Source organism: Priestia sp. FSL R5-0597 (assembly GCF_038006305.1).
Taxonomy (GTDB): domain Bacteria; phylum Bacillota; class Bacilli; order Bacillales; family Bacillaceae_H; genus Priestia; species Priestia zanthoxyli.
This window is the reverse complement of record NZ_JBBOUZ010000001.1, coordinates 2,690,512-2,704,845: the sequence shown is the minus strand read 5'-3', so window position 1 is coordinate 2,704,845 and position 14,334 is coordinate 2,690,512. Positions and strand designations below refer to the sequence as shown.

Annotated in this window: 17 protein-coding genes; 12 read left to right on the top strand and 5 right to left on the bottom strand. The window is 40.3% G+C overall.

The window, feature by feature from the left end; genetic code table 11:
* Positions 1-7: 7 nt before the first annotated feature.
* Complete coding sequence (locus MKX72_RS13810; protein ID WP_155008034.1) at positions 8-688, bottom strand: DUF421 domain-containing protein; 681 nt, start codon at positions 686-688, stop codon at positions 8-10.
* 158 nt (positions 689-846) lie between these two features.
* Here MKX72_RS13810 and MKX72_RS13805 point away from each other — a divergent pair, with 158 nt between their 5' ends.
* From MKX72_RS13805 to MKX72_RS13790, 4 genes are all read left to right on the top strand, one after another.
* On the top strand, positions 847-1,491 hold the full coding sequence (locus MKX72_RS13805) for a LytTR family DNA-binding domain-containing protein (protein WP_014459738.1): 645 nt from the start codon (positions 847-849) through the stop codon (positions 1,489-1,491).
* 131 nt (positions 1,492-1,622) lie between these two features.
* Positions 1,623-3,137, top strand: a complete 1,515-nt coding sequence (locus tag MKX72_RS13800; RefSeq protein ID WP_033579242.1) for an acetyl-CoA hydrolase/transferase family protein — start codon at positions 1,623-1,625, stop codon at positions 3,135-3,137.
* A gap of 118 nt (positions 3,138-3,255) precedes the next feature.
* Positions 3,256-4,218 (top strand): quinone oxidoreductase family protein, encoded by a 963-nt coding sequence (locus MKX72_RS13795; protein ID WP_155008035.1) that lies wholly within the window; start codon positions 3,256-3,258, stop codon positions 4,216-4,218.
* A gap of 104 nt (positions 4,219-4,322) precedes the next feature.
* Positions 4,323-5,099, top strand: coding sequence for an SDR family oxidoreductase (locus tag MKX72_RS13790; protein WP_155008036.1), 777 nt, complete (start codon positions 4,323-4,325; stop codon positions 5,097-5,099).
* A 16-nt stretch (positions 5,100-5,115) separates the two neighbouring features.
* On the opposite strand, the gene MKX72_RS13785 is transcribed toward MKX72_RS13790, so the two are convergent.
* Positions 5,116-5,898: an SDR family oxidoreductase gene (locus tag MKX72_RS13785; protein ID WP_048019146.1), complete on the bottom strand. Its 783-nt coding sequence runs from the start codon at positions 5,896-5,898 to the stop codon at positions 5,116-5,118.
* A 308-nt stretch (positions 5,899-6,206) separates the two neighbouring features.
* Here MKX72_RS13785 and MKX72_RS13780 point away from each other — a divergent pair, with 308 nt between their 5' ends.
* The gene (locus MKX72_RS13780) at positions 6,207-6,404 is read left to right on the top strand and encodes a hypothetical protein (RefSeq protein WP_014459743.1); all 198 of its coding nucleotides are present in this window, start codon (positions 6,207-6,209) and stop codon (positions 6,402-6,404) included.
* Between the two features lie 142 nt (positions 6,405-6,546).
* Entirely contained in the window at positions 6,547-6,819 is a 273-nt protein-coding gene (locus MKX72_RS13775; RefSeq protein WP_155008037.1) for a hypothetical protein, read from the top strand.
* A 29-nt stretch (positions 6,820-6,848) separates the two neighbouring features.
* On the opposite strand, the gene MKX72_RS13770 is transcribed toward MKX72_RS13775, so the two are convergent.
* The gene (locus MKX72_RS13770; protein ID WP_014459745.1) at positions 6,849-7,085 is read right to left on the bottom strand and encodes a hypothetical protein; all 237 of its coding nucleotides are present in this window, start codon (positions 7,083-7,085) and stop codon (positions 6,849-6,851) included.
* 266 nt (positions 7,086-7,351) lie between these two features.
* Between MKX72_RS13770 and yjcZ the strand changes: the two genes are divergently transcribed.
* Entirely contained in the window at positions 7,352-7,489 is a 138-nt protein-coding gene (gene yjcZ, locus MKX72_RS13765) for a sporulation protein YjcZ (RefSeq protein WP_013057409.1), read from the top strand.
* A 196-nt stretch (positions 7,490-7,685) separates the two neighbouring features.
* On the opposite strand, the gene MKX72_RS13760 is transcribed toward yjcZ, so the two are convergent.
* Complete coding sequence (locus MKX72_RS13760; protein ID WP_013057408.1) at positions 7,686-7,886, bottom strand: cold-shock protein; 201 nt, start codon at positions 7,884-7,886, stop codon at positions 7,686-7,688.
* A 282-nt stretch (positions 7,887-8,168) separates the two neighbouring features.
* Here MKX72_RS13760 and MKX72_RS13755 point away from each other — a divergent pair, with 282 nt between their 5' ends.
* From MKX72_RS13755 to pdxR, 3 genes are all read left to right on the top strand, one after another.
* Positions 8,169-9,869 (top strand): pyruvate oxidase, encoded by a 1,701-nt coding sequence (locus MKX72_RS13755; RefSeq protein ID WP_033579234.1) that lies wholly within the window; start codon positions 8,169-8,171, stop codon positions 9,867-9,869.
* Positions 9,870-10,012: 143 nt separating this feature from the next.
* Positions 10,013-10,255, top strand: coding sequence for a hypothetical protein (locus MKX72_RS13750; protein ID WP_081356397.1), 243 nt, complete (start codon positions 10,013-10,015; stop codon positions 10,253-10,255).
* Between the two features lie 187 nt (positions 10,256-10,442).
* Complete coding sequence (gene pdxR / locus MKX72_RS13745) at positions 10,443-11,876, top strand: MocR-like pyridoxine biosynthesis transcription factor PdxR (protein WP_033579233.1); 1,434 nt, start codon at positions 10,443-10,445, stop codon at positions 11,874-11,876.
* Positions 11,877-12,080: 204 nt separating this feature from the next.
* Here the strand turns inward: pdxR and MKX72_RS13740 are convergent, their stop codons facing one another.
* Positions 12,081-12,281, bottom strand: coding sequence for a cold-shock protein (locus tag MKX72_RS13740; RefSeq protein ID WP_013057405.1), 201 nt, complete (start codon positions 12,279-12,281; stop codon positions 12,081-12,083).
* A 345-nt stretch (positions 12,282-12,626) separates the two neighbouring features.
* On the opposite strand from MKX72_RS13740, the gene MKX72_RS13735 reads away from it, so the two are divergent.
* Positions 12,627-13,505, top strand: coding sequence for an NAD(P)-dependent oxidoreductase (locus tag MKX72_RS13735; RefSeq protein WP_098627197.1), 879 nt, complete (start codon positions 12,627-12,629; stop codon positions 13,503-13,505).
* Positions 13,506-13,528: 23 nt separating this feature from the next.
* Positions 13,529-14,323, top strand: coding sequence for a GDSL-type esterase/lipase family protein (locus MKX72_RS13730; RefSeq protein WP_033579231.1), 795 nt, complete (start codon positions 13,529-13,531; stop codon positions 14,321-14,323).
* The last annotated feature ends 11 nt before the right edge of the window (positions 14,324-14,334 follow it).

Here is a 14,334-nt window from a genome sequence, read left to right as displayed (position 1 = left end):
ATTTTTTTTATGAGTTAAATTTATCTTTTTTATAGTCAATATAAAGCGATCCGTCCGACTGAACCTCAGCATAAAAGACGTCATCAATTGATTTGACTCCGGCTTTTTCGAGCTGCTTATGCAGCCAGTTATGATCTACGTGCAGGTCCTTCAACGCATCTTCATTCGCTTTTCCGTCGTAAATAACGCCGGCTGAAGTGGGAAATAAAAGCGTTTTTGACCACGCGTTTGGCTTTTTATCTTGTTTTTGCATAACGGAAAGATTTCCATTGATTTCTAATATGGCGTATTCGACATCTTTTATGGAAAATACGTTTTGCTGCCTTAGCATGCCTAAAAGAGATTCAATATCTAGCCGCACTTGTTTTAACGCCTTTTCCATCACTTTTCCTTGCTTAATCACAATTTTAGGCTCACCGGTAATAAGATGCCGTGCTTTTTTCGATTTCATTCCAATATAGCCCATAGCGATTGTTAAAAATGTCCATCCTAGCAGTGAATAAACTCCTTTATCAATCTCTACTCGCTTATCAGTGGAAAGGGAAGAAGCAATATTACCAATCGTAATCGCCGTAATAAATGTAAATACATTTAACTGGCTGATTTCTGTTTTTCCCATGAGCCGCGTTAAAAGAAGCAACACAAAAAATGAACAGGCGATTCGAAACGTCGATTCAGCATAGCCCATACATTTCACCCTTCCTTCATTTCATTGTTTTATGTTGTGAAAAAATAGAAATTTTATGCAGTTAAAAGGATAAATTCCATGCTTGTCTCCCAATCGCTTTTGCTTTTGCGCTACAATAAAGAAGCAACGTGTTTAACTAGACAAAAGAAGGTGAAACCATGAAACCATTTAAAGCCTCAGCCCTACTAGATGTTATCAGTGAATTGTTCTCCGATGAAGCGTCGATTGCCGTTTCAGATCTAGAAACGTACGTGTATTACCGAGCAAGCAAACGAATTAATTTGAAAATCAGCCCTGGAGATCAAATAAAAAAAGGAACGATTACATATAAAGCATTAGAACGAAAGCAAAAAGTATCGGAATTTATTCACCGAGACGTGTTCGGCACACCTTACTACGGCATGGCCGTGCCTTTTTTAGATGAAGGAGATGTTCAAGGATGCGTAACGGCGATTTTTCCTGCGTTAACGAGCGGAAAGTCAGTTGTGACGTTAAAGGTGAACGAAGGATGGATACCGGTTCCTTTCTCAAAAATCATCTACGTAGAAGCGCGTGACCGAAAAACCTATGTGTACGCACAGAAGTATACGGGTACGCATAAATACACGTTAAATGAATTTGATTATGTGCTTCCAAAAGAAGAGTTTGTGCGCTGTCATCGTTCCTTTATCGTCAATGTGACACAAATTCAAGAAATTTACCCTGATACACATTCGACTTTTTTATTAGTGATGAACAATGGAGAAAAAATTCCGGTCAGTCAGTCGTACGCCAGTTATTTTCGAAAGCTGCTTGGGTTTTAACCGTCATTTAGCTTCATTATCATCAAATATGCTGTTTTGTCGCTATTTTTGTCCATTTCATTCCAAAAACTCTTGTGGACGCTTTCTTTACAGTAAAATGGTAAAAAGAGCAAAAACAAGGAGTGAAGAGAATGGAAAACGTACGTAATCGAATTAAGCATGAAGCATTACAGAATCGCGTTGTCTCTGCTGAAGAAGCAGCGTCTTGGATTCAAGATGGAATGACGCTTGGTCTAAGCGGTTTTACACGTGCGGGCGATGTCAAAGCTGTGCCGTTTGCGCTAGCGAAACGAGCGGAAACTGAGGCAATAAAAGTCAGCGTGTATACCGGTGCTTCACTTGGGTCAGATGTGGATAAGCTATTTGCAGAAAAAGGCATGTTAAACAAACGCCTGCCGTTTCAAGCGGATCCGACGATGCGTAAAAAAATTAATGAAGGTGAATTTCAGTTTATTGACCAGCATTTATCGCATACTTCTGAATGGGTGCGTTCAGGCGTGTTAGATTCAATAGATTTCGCTATTTTGGAAGCGGTTTCTATCACAGATGACGGAATGATGATTCCAACAACGTCAATCGGCAATTCAATGGTGTTTGCCGAGCATGCAAAATCAATTATTATTGAAATAAACACAGCGCAGCCAGAGCTGTTAGAAGGTATTCACGATCTGTATGATCCGGGCGCTCAAGGAAAGCGAGATGCAATTCCTTTGAAAAAATCCGATGATCGTATTGGTTCGTTAGGCATACCAATTGATTTAGATAAAGTAAAGGGTATTGTGTTTACAAATCAGCTAGATTCACCGTCTACAATTGTAGCACCTGACGAAGAAACGGTTGTGATGGCTCAAAATTTGATTTCATTTTTACGCCAAGAAATTAAAGAAGGGCGATTAACTGAATCGCTTGCTCCTTTACAATCTGGAATTGGATCCGTGGCAAATGCCGTTTTCCACGGTTTGTTAGATTCTGAGTTTCATGATTTAGAAGTATATTCCGAAGTATTGCAGGACGCCGTGTTTGATTTATTTGACGCAGGAAAAGTTACGTTTGCTTCCTGCTGCTCAATTACGCTTTCAGCAGATAAAATGAAACAAGTTTTCTCGAATTTTGAAGCCTATCGAGGTAAACTTATTCTTCGTCCGCAGGAAATTTCCAACCATCCCGAGATCATTCGTCGTTTAGGGCTGATTTCAATTAATACCGCGCTAGAACTAGATATTTACGGAAACGTCAATTCCACACATGTGATGGGAACAAAAATGATGAACGGAATCGGAGGCTCAGGAGATTTTGCCCGAAATGCGCGCCTTGGTATTTTTGTAACAAAATCCATTGCTAAAAACGGTGATATTTCAAGCATAGTGCCGTTTGTTTCGCACGTTGATCATACGGAACACGATGTGGATGTCATTGTAACAGAGCAAGGATACGCAGACTTACGCGGACTCGCTCCAAGAGAACGAGCAAAACGCATTATTGAAAATTGTGCCCACCCAATGTATCGCGATCAGCTTATGGCGTATTACGAAGAAGCGCTCACGCGAGGCGGCCAAACACCGCACGTTCTTGAAAAAGCCTTTTCTTTTCATACGTCTTATCAAAAAAATGGAACAATGCGAGAAGTTGTAGCGCAAACAAAGTAAAAGAACGCTTTGTCTCATGAGGAGACAAAGCGTTTTTTGCTGAGTAAGAAACTTGTGTTTGTTATCTCGTTGAATTACGATGAAAGGGAATACATAAAGAAAACGAGGTAACTTATATATGAAAGCATTAGTATTTGAAAGATTTGGAGGACCTGACGTTCTTCACTATCAAGATATACCGAATCCCTCTATTGGACCAACAGATGTACTAGTAAGAACAAAAGCAATTGGACTTAATTTTGCGGATGTTTACCGAAGAAAAGGGAACTATCACTTAACGGGTACACCTCCATATATTTTAGGATATGAAGGAGCAGGTGTGGTAGAAGAAGTAGGAGCAGAAGTAAGTCACGTTAACGTAGGAGACCGCATTGCGTTTGCTGACGTTCCTTTTGCAAATGCAGAGCTTGTTGCCGTGCCACAGGATAAAATAATTGCTGTACCTGACGATATTTCGTTTGATGCAGCTGCTTCTGTGCTTTTGCAAGGGTTAACGGCTCACTATTTAACACAAGACAGCTACAGCATTCAGCCGGGTGATTATGTACTTGTTCACGCAGCTGCTGGAGGTGTAGGGCAGCTTTTAGTTCAAATTTCTAAGCTGTTAGGCGGACAGGTTATTGGCTTAACGTCATCTTCTGAAAAAGCAAAAGCAGCGGCTCAAGCAGGGGCTGACCATGTCTTTTTATACGAAGATAACTGGGTGGAACAAGTGAAAGAAGTAACGAAGCGAGGCGCAGATGTTGCCTACGAATCTGTAGGGGTTACGCTAGAAAAAAGCTTTGAAGCCGTAAAAACAGGAGGAACCGTAGTGTTTTACGGAATGGCAGGAGGCGATCCGGCTCCAGTGGATCCGCGTATGTTGATGGATACCTCTAAAACGCTTACAGGCGGAGATCTGTGGAACGTACTTGTATCTTATGAAGAACGCAAAGTACGCTCACAGCAGCTGTTTGAGTGGATCAGTAAAGGTCAGCTTGTGCTAACCGATCCTGTGGTATTTGACTTAAAAGACGGAGCGAAAGCACATGAGCTTCTTGAAAGCCGAAAAAGTACAGGTAAAATTTTGTTAAGACCGTAAAAGAAAAGCCCTTTCGTCAAGGGCTTTTTTCCGTTAGTAAAGGAGAAATCAAGAAGCTGTCTAATATATATAGTAGAGAAGTAGAGTAAAAGAGGTGAAGGTCGATGAAACATGCATTAATTACAGCAGGTCATAAAGGTATCGGCAAAAAAGTAACAGAACAGTTTCTAAAAAAGCAGTATTCCGTTACCGTCCATTTTCGCAGTGATAAAAATAAAGTGCGAGAACTGCAAGAAGAATGGCATCAATATAGTGATAACGTACAGTTTATAGAAGGAGACATAACAAATAAAGAAGATATTGAACATGTCGTTGCGCAGGCTATGGAGCGGTTTGGACGTATTGATGTTTTTATTAATAATGCAGGTCCGTATGTATTTGAAAGAAAGAAATTAATAGAGTACACAGACAGTGAATGGTATGAAATGGTGGAAGGGAATTTAAGCTCTGTTTTTCACTTTGTCAAAGCTGTTGTTCCTATTATGAAAAACCAGCAGTTTGGACGGATTATTACATACGGCTTTCAAGATGTAGAGCATACCCCTGGATGGATGTACCGCGCGGCTTTTAGTGCCGCTAAGTCAGGGCTAGCTTCTCTGACCAAATCGCTTGCTCTAGAAGTAGCGGAATACGGGATTACGGCCAATATGGTCTGCCCCGGAGATATTGTAGGAGACATGAAAGAAAGTGATATTATAAAAGCAAGATTACTAGAAGACAAAGCAACGCCTGTCGGTCGATCAGGTACGGGAGAAGACATTGCGCGTATTATTGAGTTTCTTTGTGATGAAAACTCAGATATGATTACAGGCAGTATTATATCCGCTTCGGGTGGAGTAGACGTTGTTCATAAAAGCAAAAAACAAGCCCCTGGCAGATAATGCAGGGGCTTGTACGTTACAGCAGCGATTCTCCGCCGTCAATAAACATTTCACTTCCGGTAATATGTTTGGACGCGTCAGAAGCTAAAAAGGAAATTAAATCTGCTACTTCTTCGGGCTTAGCCGAGCGTTTAGCAAGCGGTTGATTGCCATTTGGATATTCAATTGGAATCGCGACTTCTTTTAATTTGTCTTCTTGACGGAATGTATTGCTTTCAATATTTGTATCAACTGCTCCTGGACAAATGACGTTAACCCGTATTCCGTATGTAGAAAGTTCAAGAGCTGCCATTTTGCCGAAGGCCATTTGGCCAGCCTTTGAGGAACTGTATGCGCTCATGCCGATGTTTGAAAATGTACGGTTGCCATTAATGGAGCTAGTAATAATAACGCTTCCTCCCTGAGCTTTCAAATAAGGAATAGAATGCTTCACGGTTAAAAAAGTACTCGTTAAATTTGTATCAATTGTTTTTGTCCAATCTTCTGGTGATAGTTCTTCAATAGAAGAAAACGTACCGTTGATGCCTGCGTTAATAGAAACAATATGTAATTGACTCCATAAGCTGCTAATCGTTTCGATGCTTTCTTTTATACTTTCAGAGTCAGATACGTCTGTTTTAATGGCTATACACTCTCCGCCGCTCGCCATGATGGTCTCTTTTACTTCTTGTAACTTTTCTTCCTCTAAGTCTAAAAGAGCAACGCGCGCTCCTTGTTCAGCTAAGGTAATGGCTGAAGCGCGTCCAATTCCAGATGCCGCTCCCGTCACAAGCGCAACTTTTCCAGTTAATGCAATCATTTGTAACCCCTCCATATAAAAATGTTGTTTCCTTTCTTTAACCTATAAGAAGGAAATAAAAACCTCTTTTAAACTATTTGTGTTTAAATTTGCTAAAAGATGCCAAAAGGAAAAGAGAAAACAGCGGCGAATTATTAATATGACGCCAGAACACGAAAAAGGCTAAGGTCAAATGAGCTTGCTTGAGTAGCTAAAGATATACTCTGTCTTTTCAGAAGAATGTTTATATAAAATTTTACATCAGAGGGACTTGCAAATCGTTCCTTGAAAGCTTACACTAGTAAAGCACAGAAAAAGGACGGTGTTTTATGAAGAAGAAAGATAATGTGATTCCATTCCCGCAAAGAAGGGAAGCAGCTGCTTATGTTCCCGCTTCTATTAGCTTAGATAAGGATATTGTGGAGTTTTTAGAAATTATGAATTTTGAAGATCGAAATGATTTTTTAAATGAAATGATTGATTCATTTTTTAAATATGTAAAAGGTGAAGAAGACGAAGTGAGATAAAAAGTAACGTAAAGACATCCAAAGAGATGTTTTTTATTTTGTGACCAACTGCTTAAAATGCATGCTTAAGCCTCGTATAGTTATTTATGGTATAGTATACATTAGATACTATCTAGCAGGTGCAAATGCGAGGAGTGATAAGATGAGTGGATTTAAAAAAGACATTCGTGCCGGATCTGCAGAACCACACTCACTAGAACAATTAAAGCATGAAATGGAGCAAAGCCTGTGGAATTTAAGAAAAGATTTGCGAAATGAAAATCGTTCGGAAACGGAAATGGAAATGATTAAAATTTCGCTGCTGTCACTATTTGAGGAGCAGGCCAATAATTTGAGCAAAACGGAGCTCTCTGATTACCTTGCGGACTATCACAAAAGAGTCGAGCAATTATTCGACAGGTATAGCTATAAATAAGACAAGCATCCTTGCAAGGATGCTTGTTTTTATTTGAGCAAAATTCGCTTGTATTCGCTGCGTTTCAGAGGTTTGGATACATATCCGTCAGCTTCTAGCTGATAAATAATGGTGGCAGCTGCATATACGCTAAAGGCATGATCAAGACCAAAGTAGTCTTGCAAGGCGGCGACGCTCACTTCCTCTTGAAAGATTTTACTGCGGTTCGATAAGACAATAGGGTAGACGTTTTTAACGATTTGCTTTGAAATTTCGAGTGTTAACATATTGAATCCCTCCTGTGTGAGTGTACATAACTAAAGGTATTCAGCGCATTGTACATTCATGAAAAAGGGAGCGATTACATTTTTAAAAGATAAAGAAAAGAGGAGTAAATGCCCATAAAATCAGATATTTTATCACTTTGTGGAACTTGTTTGAGAAGCTCAGTATTTTAGTGTATGACAAACATTTTCAAAAGTTCTATGGAATTATTAGGAGCAATTTAACTAAATCCACATATCTTAAAGTATAGCAAATGGAGGTGAAACACATGGGATACTACGGAGGTTACGGATACGGTTGTGGTTATGGCGGCGGTGGCTGCGGCGGCGGTTTCGCTTTAATCATTGTACTTTTCATCTTATTAATCATCATCGGCGCTTCTTGCTTCGGCGGCGGCTGGTGCTAATTATTAAAAAATGAGGACGATGCAACATCCACACTTTATTTCTTCAACTATTTCTTCCACAAAAGGTCTCTTCGGAATGAAGAGACTCTTTTAGTTTACTATTTATAATAACGTGTACAAACTACATGTTAAAAAAATTTATGCGTAGCTCTACATAAAAAAAAGACTCTGACTGAAATCAGAGTCTTTTTACTACTTATGCTTTTTGAACGTTAGCAGCTTGAGGTCCGCGTTGACCTTCTTCAACGTCGAATGTTACAGCTTGACCTTCGTCTAAAGATTTGAATCCTTCGCTTTGGATTGCTGAGAAATGTACGAATACATCGTCGCCGTTTTCGCGCTCGATAAATCCGAAACCTTTTTCTGCGTTAAACCATTTTACTGTACCTTTTTCCATGAATGTTGCCTCCTCGTGTGCTATGCACACATTGTATTACTATCCTTGCTCATGATCAAAATCTTTAAGACGAAAGTATTCACCTATCGATTGTTGCCGAACAAAAATAATTCTTCTTATAGAATAGCAAAAGATAATGATAATTGCAAGGAATGAAGAAAATTTAACGAAGATGTTGTCTTCCTTTAACGAAAGAAAACGAAAATTATACGGCTGAAAATAAGTAAGAAAGAGCGTATCAGGTCACACTATCTCTATATATAAGAAGAAAGGGGTAGTCATATGTTTAAACAAAAAGCTGGAGAAAAACTGATTGAACTGCTAATTGAATGGGGCGTTGATCATATTTACGGCATGCCAGGAGACTCCATTAATTCAATTATTGAACCGCTTCGCAAAGCCCAGGATAAAATTAAATTTATTCAAGTAAGGCATGAAGAAGCGGGAGCTCTCGCAGCAGCTGCATATGCGAAGCTAACGGGTAAAATCGGTGTATGTACGGCTATTGCCGGACCGGGAGCAATTCATTTACTAAATGGCTTATATGATGCCAAATTAGACAAAGCGCCCGTTTTAGCACTTACGGGGCAAGTAGAATCAGATCTCATCGGCAGCGATGCGTTTCAAGAAATTAATTTAGAGAGAATGTTCGATGATGTGGCTGTGTATAACCAGCGAGTCATGTCCGCTGAGCAGCTTCCGACTGTTGTTAATCAAGCGATTCGAACAGCGTATGCTAAAAAAGGTGTGGCTGTGTTAACCATTCCCGATGATATTCCTCGTTTCGAAGTCGGATCAGAAGTACGAGAAACATCAAGCATCATTGTCAAGCAAGACATTTTTCCCCATAGAGAAGATCTTGAAAAAGCAAAAGATTTGATTGGTAAAGCGGAAAGTCCGGTTATCCTAGCCGGTCGAGGCACACATGAAATGAGAGAAGAGCTGCTTGCATTTGCAGAAAAAATCGCAGCACCGATTGTTCTTACGCTTCCTGGAAAAGGAGCAATACCGGATGAGCATCCATATTGTCTCGGAGGACTTGGATTAATAGGGACAAAGCCAGCGTATGAAGCAATGCAAGAAGCGGATACGCTCATCATGATTGGGACGTCCTATCCGTTTACAGGCTTTTTGCCAGACCATGCGAAAACGATTCATATTGATATTGATCCTGCACAAATTGGCAAAAGATATCCTGTAGATGCGGGGCTTGCAGGAGAAGCGAAAGCAACGGTTCAGTGGTTTTTAGAAAATGTGGGCCGCTCAGAGCATCGCCAGTTTTTAGAGCAAAGTCAAGAACGTATGAAAAAGTGGTGGAATCAGCTTGATAACCAAGAAGCCAAAGAAAGTGTACCTATCAAGCCTCAGCGAGTGATTCGAGCGCTTCAGCACGTAGCGGATGATAACGCGGTCTTGTCTGTAGATGTAGGAAACGTCACAGTATGGATGGCGCGTCATTTTCGGATGACAAATCAGCAGTTTGTGATTTCAAGCTGGTTAGCCACTCTCGGATGCGGGCTGCCGGGCGGAATTGCTGGAAAAATTGCTTATCCCGAGAAGCAGGTGTTTGCGGTGTGTGGAGACGGCGGCTTTGCGATGACAATGGCTGACTTTATTACAGCTGTTAAATACAATCTTCCGCTAGTCGTAGTGCTATTTAATAATCATAAAATTGGCATGATTAAATTTGAACAAGAAGTAATGGGAAATGCTGAATTTGGGACAGATTTAACAAACCCGAATTTTGCTAGGTATGCAGATATCTGCGGAGGTGTTGGCTACCGAGTAGAAAAGGAAGACGAGCTGTTGCCGGCTTTTGAAAGTGCAGTTAGACAGAATAAACCGTGTATTATCGATGTAATCGTTGATGCAAACGAAGCGCCTATGCCAGCAAAAATAACGCTTGGGCAAGCAACAGGGTATGCCAAGCACATGGTGAAAGAATTGTTTCAAGAAGGCAAGCTAGATTTACCGCCTTTATAAAAAAATAGGCTGTGACGAAAGTAATTTAGTTGAAGAAAGATCCGAACGATGAATCGAGATTCTTGATGGAGAATCAACTTCGTTTGGGTTTTTTTTATTGGCATGGTGAATGTAGTTTTCATGTATTTCGTTGCTTCTAGCAGTTGATTGGAGAGCAAGGCGAAGACTCCTGCGGGAAAAGAGGAATAGGTGAGACCCCGCAGGAGCGTATGCGACGAGGAGGCTCACCGGCCGCCCGCGGAAAGCGAAGTCTTGCACGGAAATCGAATGTGGTGTACCAAGCAACCCATATGAGCTCATGTATCCCATTTGTTCGTCTTCAGATTGGACTGGTGTGGTTATGTCTCAATCTCTTTTTCATGGTGAAATTCATTCAATATGATTAACTATAAAATTATTATGTAAACTAAAATACCTAAAAATAAAAAATAGCTACTATTATAATTTTTGATAAAGTGGATGAGCAAAAAAACACCGAATTGGATGGTCTTTTTTTATAAAACTGCTTTAAGATAAGAGAGATAAAGGATAAACTACTAATTAAGAAAGTTTAAATGTAAGGACTGACGCCGCATGAACTGGAGACCAGATCGCGCTAGCAAAAAAGCGATTTATAAACAAATTGCAGAATATATTGAAAGCTGTATTTCATCGGGAGCTTTTCCACCGGATTCTATGCTGCCATCAGAACGAACGCTTGCCGCTGAGCTCAACGTGAACAGAAGCACGGTAGTAGCTGCTTATGAAGAGCTGCAGGCACTTGGAATCGTAGAACGTAAAAAAGGAAGCGGCACGCGAGTGAGTTCGAGCATCTGGGGAATTTCCCGAAAACGTATTCCAAACTGGGGGAGATATGTAGAAGACGGTTCATTTTTGCCTAATTTACCGCTCGTACAGCGAATCAGAAGCGAGGCTTTGCGAACAGATTTTGTGAACTTAGCCAGCGGAGAGTTAGCTCCTAGCTTATTTCCAAGCGAAGATTTTCAGCAAATATTAGCGGGCATGCCTTTTAATGAACATTTAGGCTATGATCATCCCCACGGCAATGAACGTTTGCGTGATGCTATTGCTGCTCATGTTTATGAGTACCGGAAAATCTCCACTGACTCCAATTCTATTCTAATTACATCAGGTGCACAGCAAGCACTTCATTTGATTGTGCAGTGTTTGTTAAAACCAGGGGATGCAGTAGCGATTGAAGATCCATCCTATAGCTATTCACTGCCACTTTTTCAATCAGCAGGTCTACGAACGTTTTTACTGCCTGTAGATAAAAATGGAGCCAACCCGGACGACTTAGTAGAATTACATAAAAAGCATCGCATTCGAATGGTTTTTTTAAATCCGTACTATCAAAATCCGACCGGTATTGTGTTATCAGAAGCGCGCCGAAAGCGGTTTCTAGAGCTTTCTTCAGAATACGGCATTCCGCTTATTGAAGATGATCCTTATTCACTCACGGCATTTGATGGCAATGTACATCAAACGCTGAAATCGATGGACGAGAACGGAAACGTCCTCTATATCAGCTCGCTTTCTAAAATTGTTGCATCAGGCCTTCGAATCGGCTGGATAGTGGGGCCGGAGCAAGTAATTCAGCGCCTGGCAGACGCTAAGCAGCAAATTGATTTTGGTCATAGCATCTTTCCGCAGTGGATTGCTTATCAATTCTTAGATTCTCCTACGTTTTCTTCTCATATTGAAAAGCTTAGACAAGAGCTCAAAAAGCAAGAGTATGCCCTGTCGTCGAGTCTGAACGAATTGCTTGGATCAAAAGTATCTTTCGATTCGCCTCAAGGCGGGATTCACTTATGGTGCAAAGTGAATCAGCCGGTCGATGACTATCGTCTATTGGAAGAATCGCTTAAAAAAGGAGTGGCCTTTGTCCCAGGAAGCGTGCTGAGTTCTCAAAGCGGAGCTATTCGCTTTACGTTTGGCAGAGGGGAAGAAGAGGTTATTCGAGAAGGAATTAAACGATTTGCGAGCGCCCTAGAGAGTCTGGAATAGCTATAAACATAGGTAAACGTGCTGGATGAAAGTTTTATTTTATTATTTCGTATAGATTGTTATGATCTTGTGCTATACTAAGAGTACCATTAACTTTACTTCTGTATTTGTACCGACTGGCCCTGTTGAAAAACAGGGCTTTTTTATGTTTGTACACAAAAAAACAGATCCCTTAAAGGATCTGTTTCTGATATGTTGTGTTTCTTATGCTTTTTGAACGTTAGCAGCTTGAGGTCCGCGTTGACCTTGTTCTACGTCAAATGTTACAGCTTGACCTTCGTCTAAAGATTTGAAGCCTTCGCTTTGGATTGCTGAGAAGTGTACGAATACATCGTCTCCACCTTCGCGCTCGATGAATCCAAAACCTTTTTCTGCGTTAAACCATTTTACTTTACCTTGTTCCATAATTGTTGCCTCCTCGTGCGGACTCGCACATTGTGGTACTATTCTTGCTCAAATCTAAAGACGAAAAGTGACAATACTCATACATCCCCACCGAACAAAAATAATTCTCTTATATCTTAGCAGAAATTTCCTATGCTTGCAAGCGCTTTATTTAAAAACTATCCGTATTTTTTTGACAAGTTTTTCATAAGACACGTCTAAAAAATGTCACATTTTGAACATTTTAGAAAGGCTATTCTTTGTATTCGCTTTTACTGTAGTTATATAATAATGAAAATATGGTTTTTCTAAAGGTAGAAAACAAGTATAAATGTACATACTGAGCGCTGAAATGGAGTGGTAAAGATGAAAGTGGGTTTAATTGGTTTAGGAAATATGGGATTACCGATGGCGGAAAATATGATAAAAGCGGGTCATGAACTTGTGATTTATAACCGAACTGCTTCAAAGGCGGAAAGTCTTGTGAAAAAAGGAGCAAAGGTTGTAGAGACACCTGCCCAAGCAGCACAAGAAGCGAATCTTGTCTTTACGATTCTTTCCAATGACGAGGCTTTAGAAGAAGTAACGATGTCACAAGACGGTATACTTGCAGGCCTCCAAGAAGGCGGTATTCACGTTTCTGTGAGTACTATTAGCGTAGATTTGTCCGAAAAATTAACAAGCGCACATGCTGCATCAGGACAGCATTTTGTTGCAGCGACCGTTTTAGGGCGCCCCGACGCAGCAGCTGCTGCGGCTCTCAAAGTAATAGTTGCAGGTAATAAAGAACCAAGAGAGCACGTTTGGCCGCTGTTTGAAGCGATTGGTCAAACTATTTTTACTGTAGGAGACGAGCCTTACTTATCAAATGTAGCTAAGCTTGGCAATAATTTTTTACTAGTATCGATGTTAGAAGCTGTTTCTGAAGCAGTAGTCATGGTAGAGCAGTACGGGATGCAAGCGGAGCAGTTTCTTGAAGTGGTTAACAGCTTATTTGCATCTCCTGTGTATAAAAATTACGGCAATTTAATTGCTAAAAGAGACTTTGATCCAGCCGGATTTAAGCTGGAGCTTGGATTAAAAGATGTAAACTTGGCTATTGATGCAGCCAAAAAAGTGTCCGCGCCGCTTCCGTTAGGAGAGCTTGTGAAAGGTCATTATGAACAAGGAATTGAAAATGGCTGGGGTCATTTAGACTGGTCGGCGTTACTAAAAACAGTTGAAGCTCTAAAAAAAGATAACTAAAAAGACGAAAAGGAGTGCAGCCAGTGAAAGCGAAAGGAAAGTGGGTATGGATCGTATCCTTTATTTCAATTATTTCGTGTCTGCTGTTTGCAGCAGGGCTTGGAATGTCTATTTATGATTATGTTAGCGCCTCAAAAGCTACTGTAAAAGAAATGCCAAAGCCGAAGCAAGAAACAAGCAGCAGTAACAAAAGTACCAAAAATTATACGATTGTTGCTTTAGGAGATTCACTGACAAGAGGAACAGGAGACGCAGCGGGGAAAGGATACGTTGGGTATTTAAAAGATAATCTTGAAGAAAAAACGAAGAAAAAAATCCTCTTAAGTAACTTTGGAATAAAAGGTCAAACGTCTTCGCAGCTAGCAAGTCAAGTAAAGCAGCAGCAAATTCAGCGACAGATTAAGTCTGCAGACACCGTGCTGATTACGATTGGCGGAAATGACTTATTTCAAGGTGGACAAACGCTGCAAAACTTAAATAAAAACAATATTCAAAAGCTAGAAAATGACTATTTAAAAAACGTAGACAGCATCTTAAAAAGCATCCGTTCGGCAAATAAAGACGCGACGATTTTTTTAATTGGTTTGTATAATCCGTTTAGTAACCTGCAAGATGCAAAAACGACAACGGCTATTGTACGAGAATGGAATTATAAAAGCAGCGAATTAAGCGCTAATTATAAGCAAACTGTTTTTGTTCCGACTTTTGATTTGTTTCAGTTAAAGGTAGATGACTACTTATATACTGATAAGTTTCATCCGAATGCAAAAGGCTACAAGCTGATCGCAGAACGTGTAGCATCGCTTATTACGTGGTAAGGGAGGGAATG

Bases quoted from the DNA above. Each gene is read 5' to 3' on its own strand.
- MKX72_RS13810 (WP_155008034.1), bottom strand. From the start codon at position 688: ATGGGCTATGCTGAATCGACGTTTCGAATCGCCTGTTCATTTTTTGTG.
- MKX72_RS13805 (WP_014459738.1), top strand. From the start codon at position 847: ATGAAACCATTTAAAGCCTCAGCCCTACTAGATGTTATCAGTGAATTG.
- MKX72_RS13800 (WP_033579242.1), top strand. From the start codon at position 1,623: ATGGAAAACGTACGTAATCGAATTAAGCATGAAGCATTACAGAATCGC.
- MKX72_RS13795 (WP_155008035.1), top strand. From the start codon at position 3,256: ATGAAAGCATTAGTATTTGAAAGATTTGGAGGACCTGACGTTCTTCAC.
- MKX72_RS13790 (WP_155008036.1), top strand. From the start codon at position 4,323: ATGAAACATGCATTAATTACAGCAGGTCATAAAGGTATCGGCAAAAAA.
- MKX72_RS13785 (WP_048019146.1), bottom strand. From the start codon at position 5,898: ATGATTGCATTAACTGGAAAAGTTGCGCTTGTGACGGGAGCGGCATCT.
- MKX72_RS13780 (WP_014459743.1), top strand. From the start codon at position 6,207: ATGAAGAAGAAAGATAATGTGATTCCATTCCCGCAAAGAAGGGAAGCA.
- MKX72_RS13775 (WP_155008037.1), top strand. From the start codon at position 6,547: ATGAGTGGATTTAAAAAAGACATTCGTGCCGGATCTGCAGAACCACAC.
- MKX72_RS13770 (WP_014459745.1), bottom strand. From the start codon at position 7,085: ATGTTAACACTCGAAATTTCAAAGCAAATCGTTAAAAACGTCTACCCT.
- yjcZ (WP_013057409.1), top strand. From the start codon at position 7,352: ATGGGATACTACGGAGGTTACGGATACGGTTGTGGTTATGGCGGCGGT.
- MKX72_RS13760 (WP_013057408.1), bottom strand. From the start codon at position 7,886: ATGGAAAAAGGTACAGTAAAATGGTTTAACGCAGAAAAAGGTTTCGGA.
- MKX72_RS13755 (WP_033579234.1), top strand. From the start codon at position 8,169: ATGTTTAAACAAAAAGCTGGAGAAAAACTGATTGAACTGCTAATTGAA.
- pdxR (WP_033579233.1), top strand. From the start codon at position 10,443: ATGAACTGGAGACCAGATCGCGCTAGCAAAAAAGCGATTTATAAACAA.
- MKX72_RS13740 (WP_013057405.1), bottom strand. From the start codon at position 12,281: ATGGAACAAGGTAAAGTAAAATGGTTTAACGCAGAAAAAGGTTTTGGA.
- MKX72_RS13735 (WP_098627197.1), top strand. From the start codon at position 12,627: ATGAAAGTGGGTTTAATTGGTTTAGGAAATATGGGATTACCGATGGCG.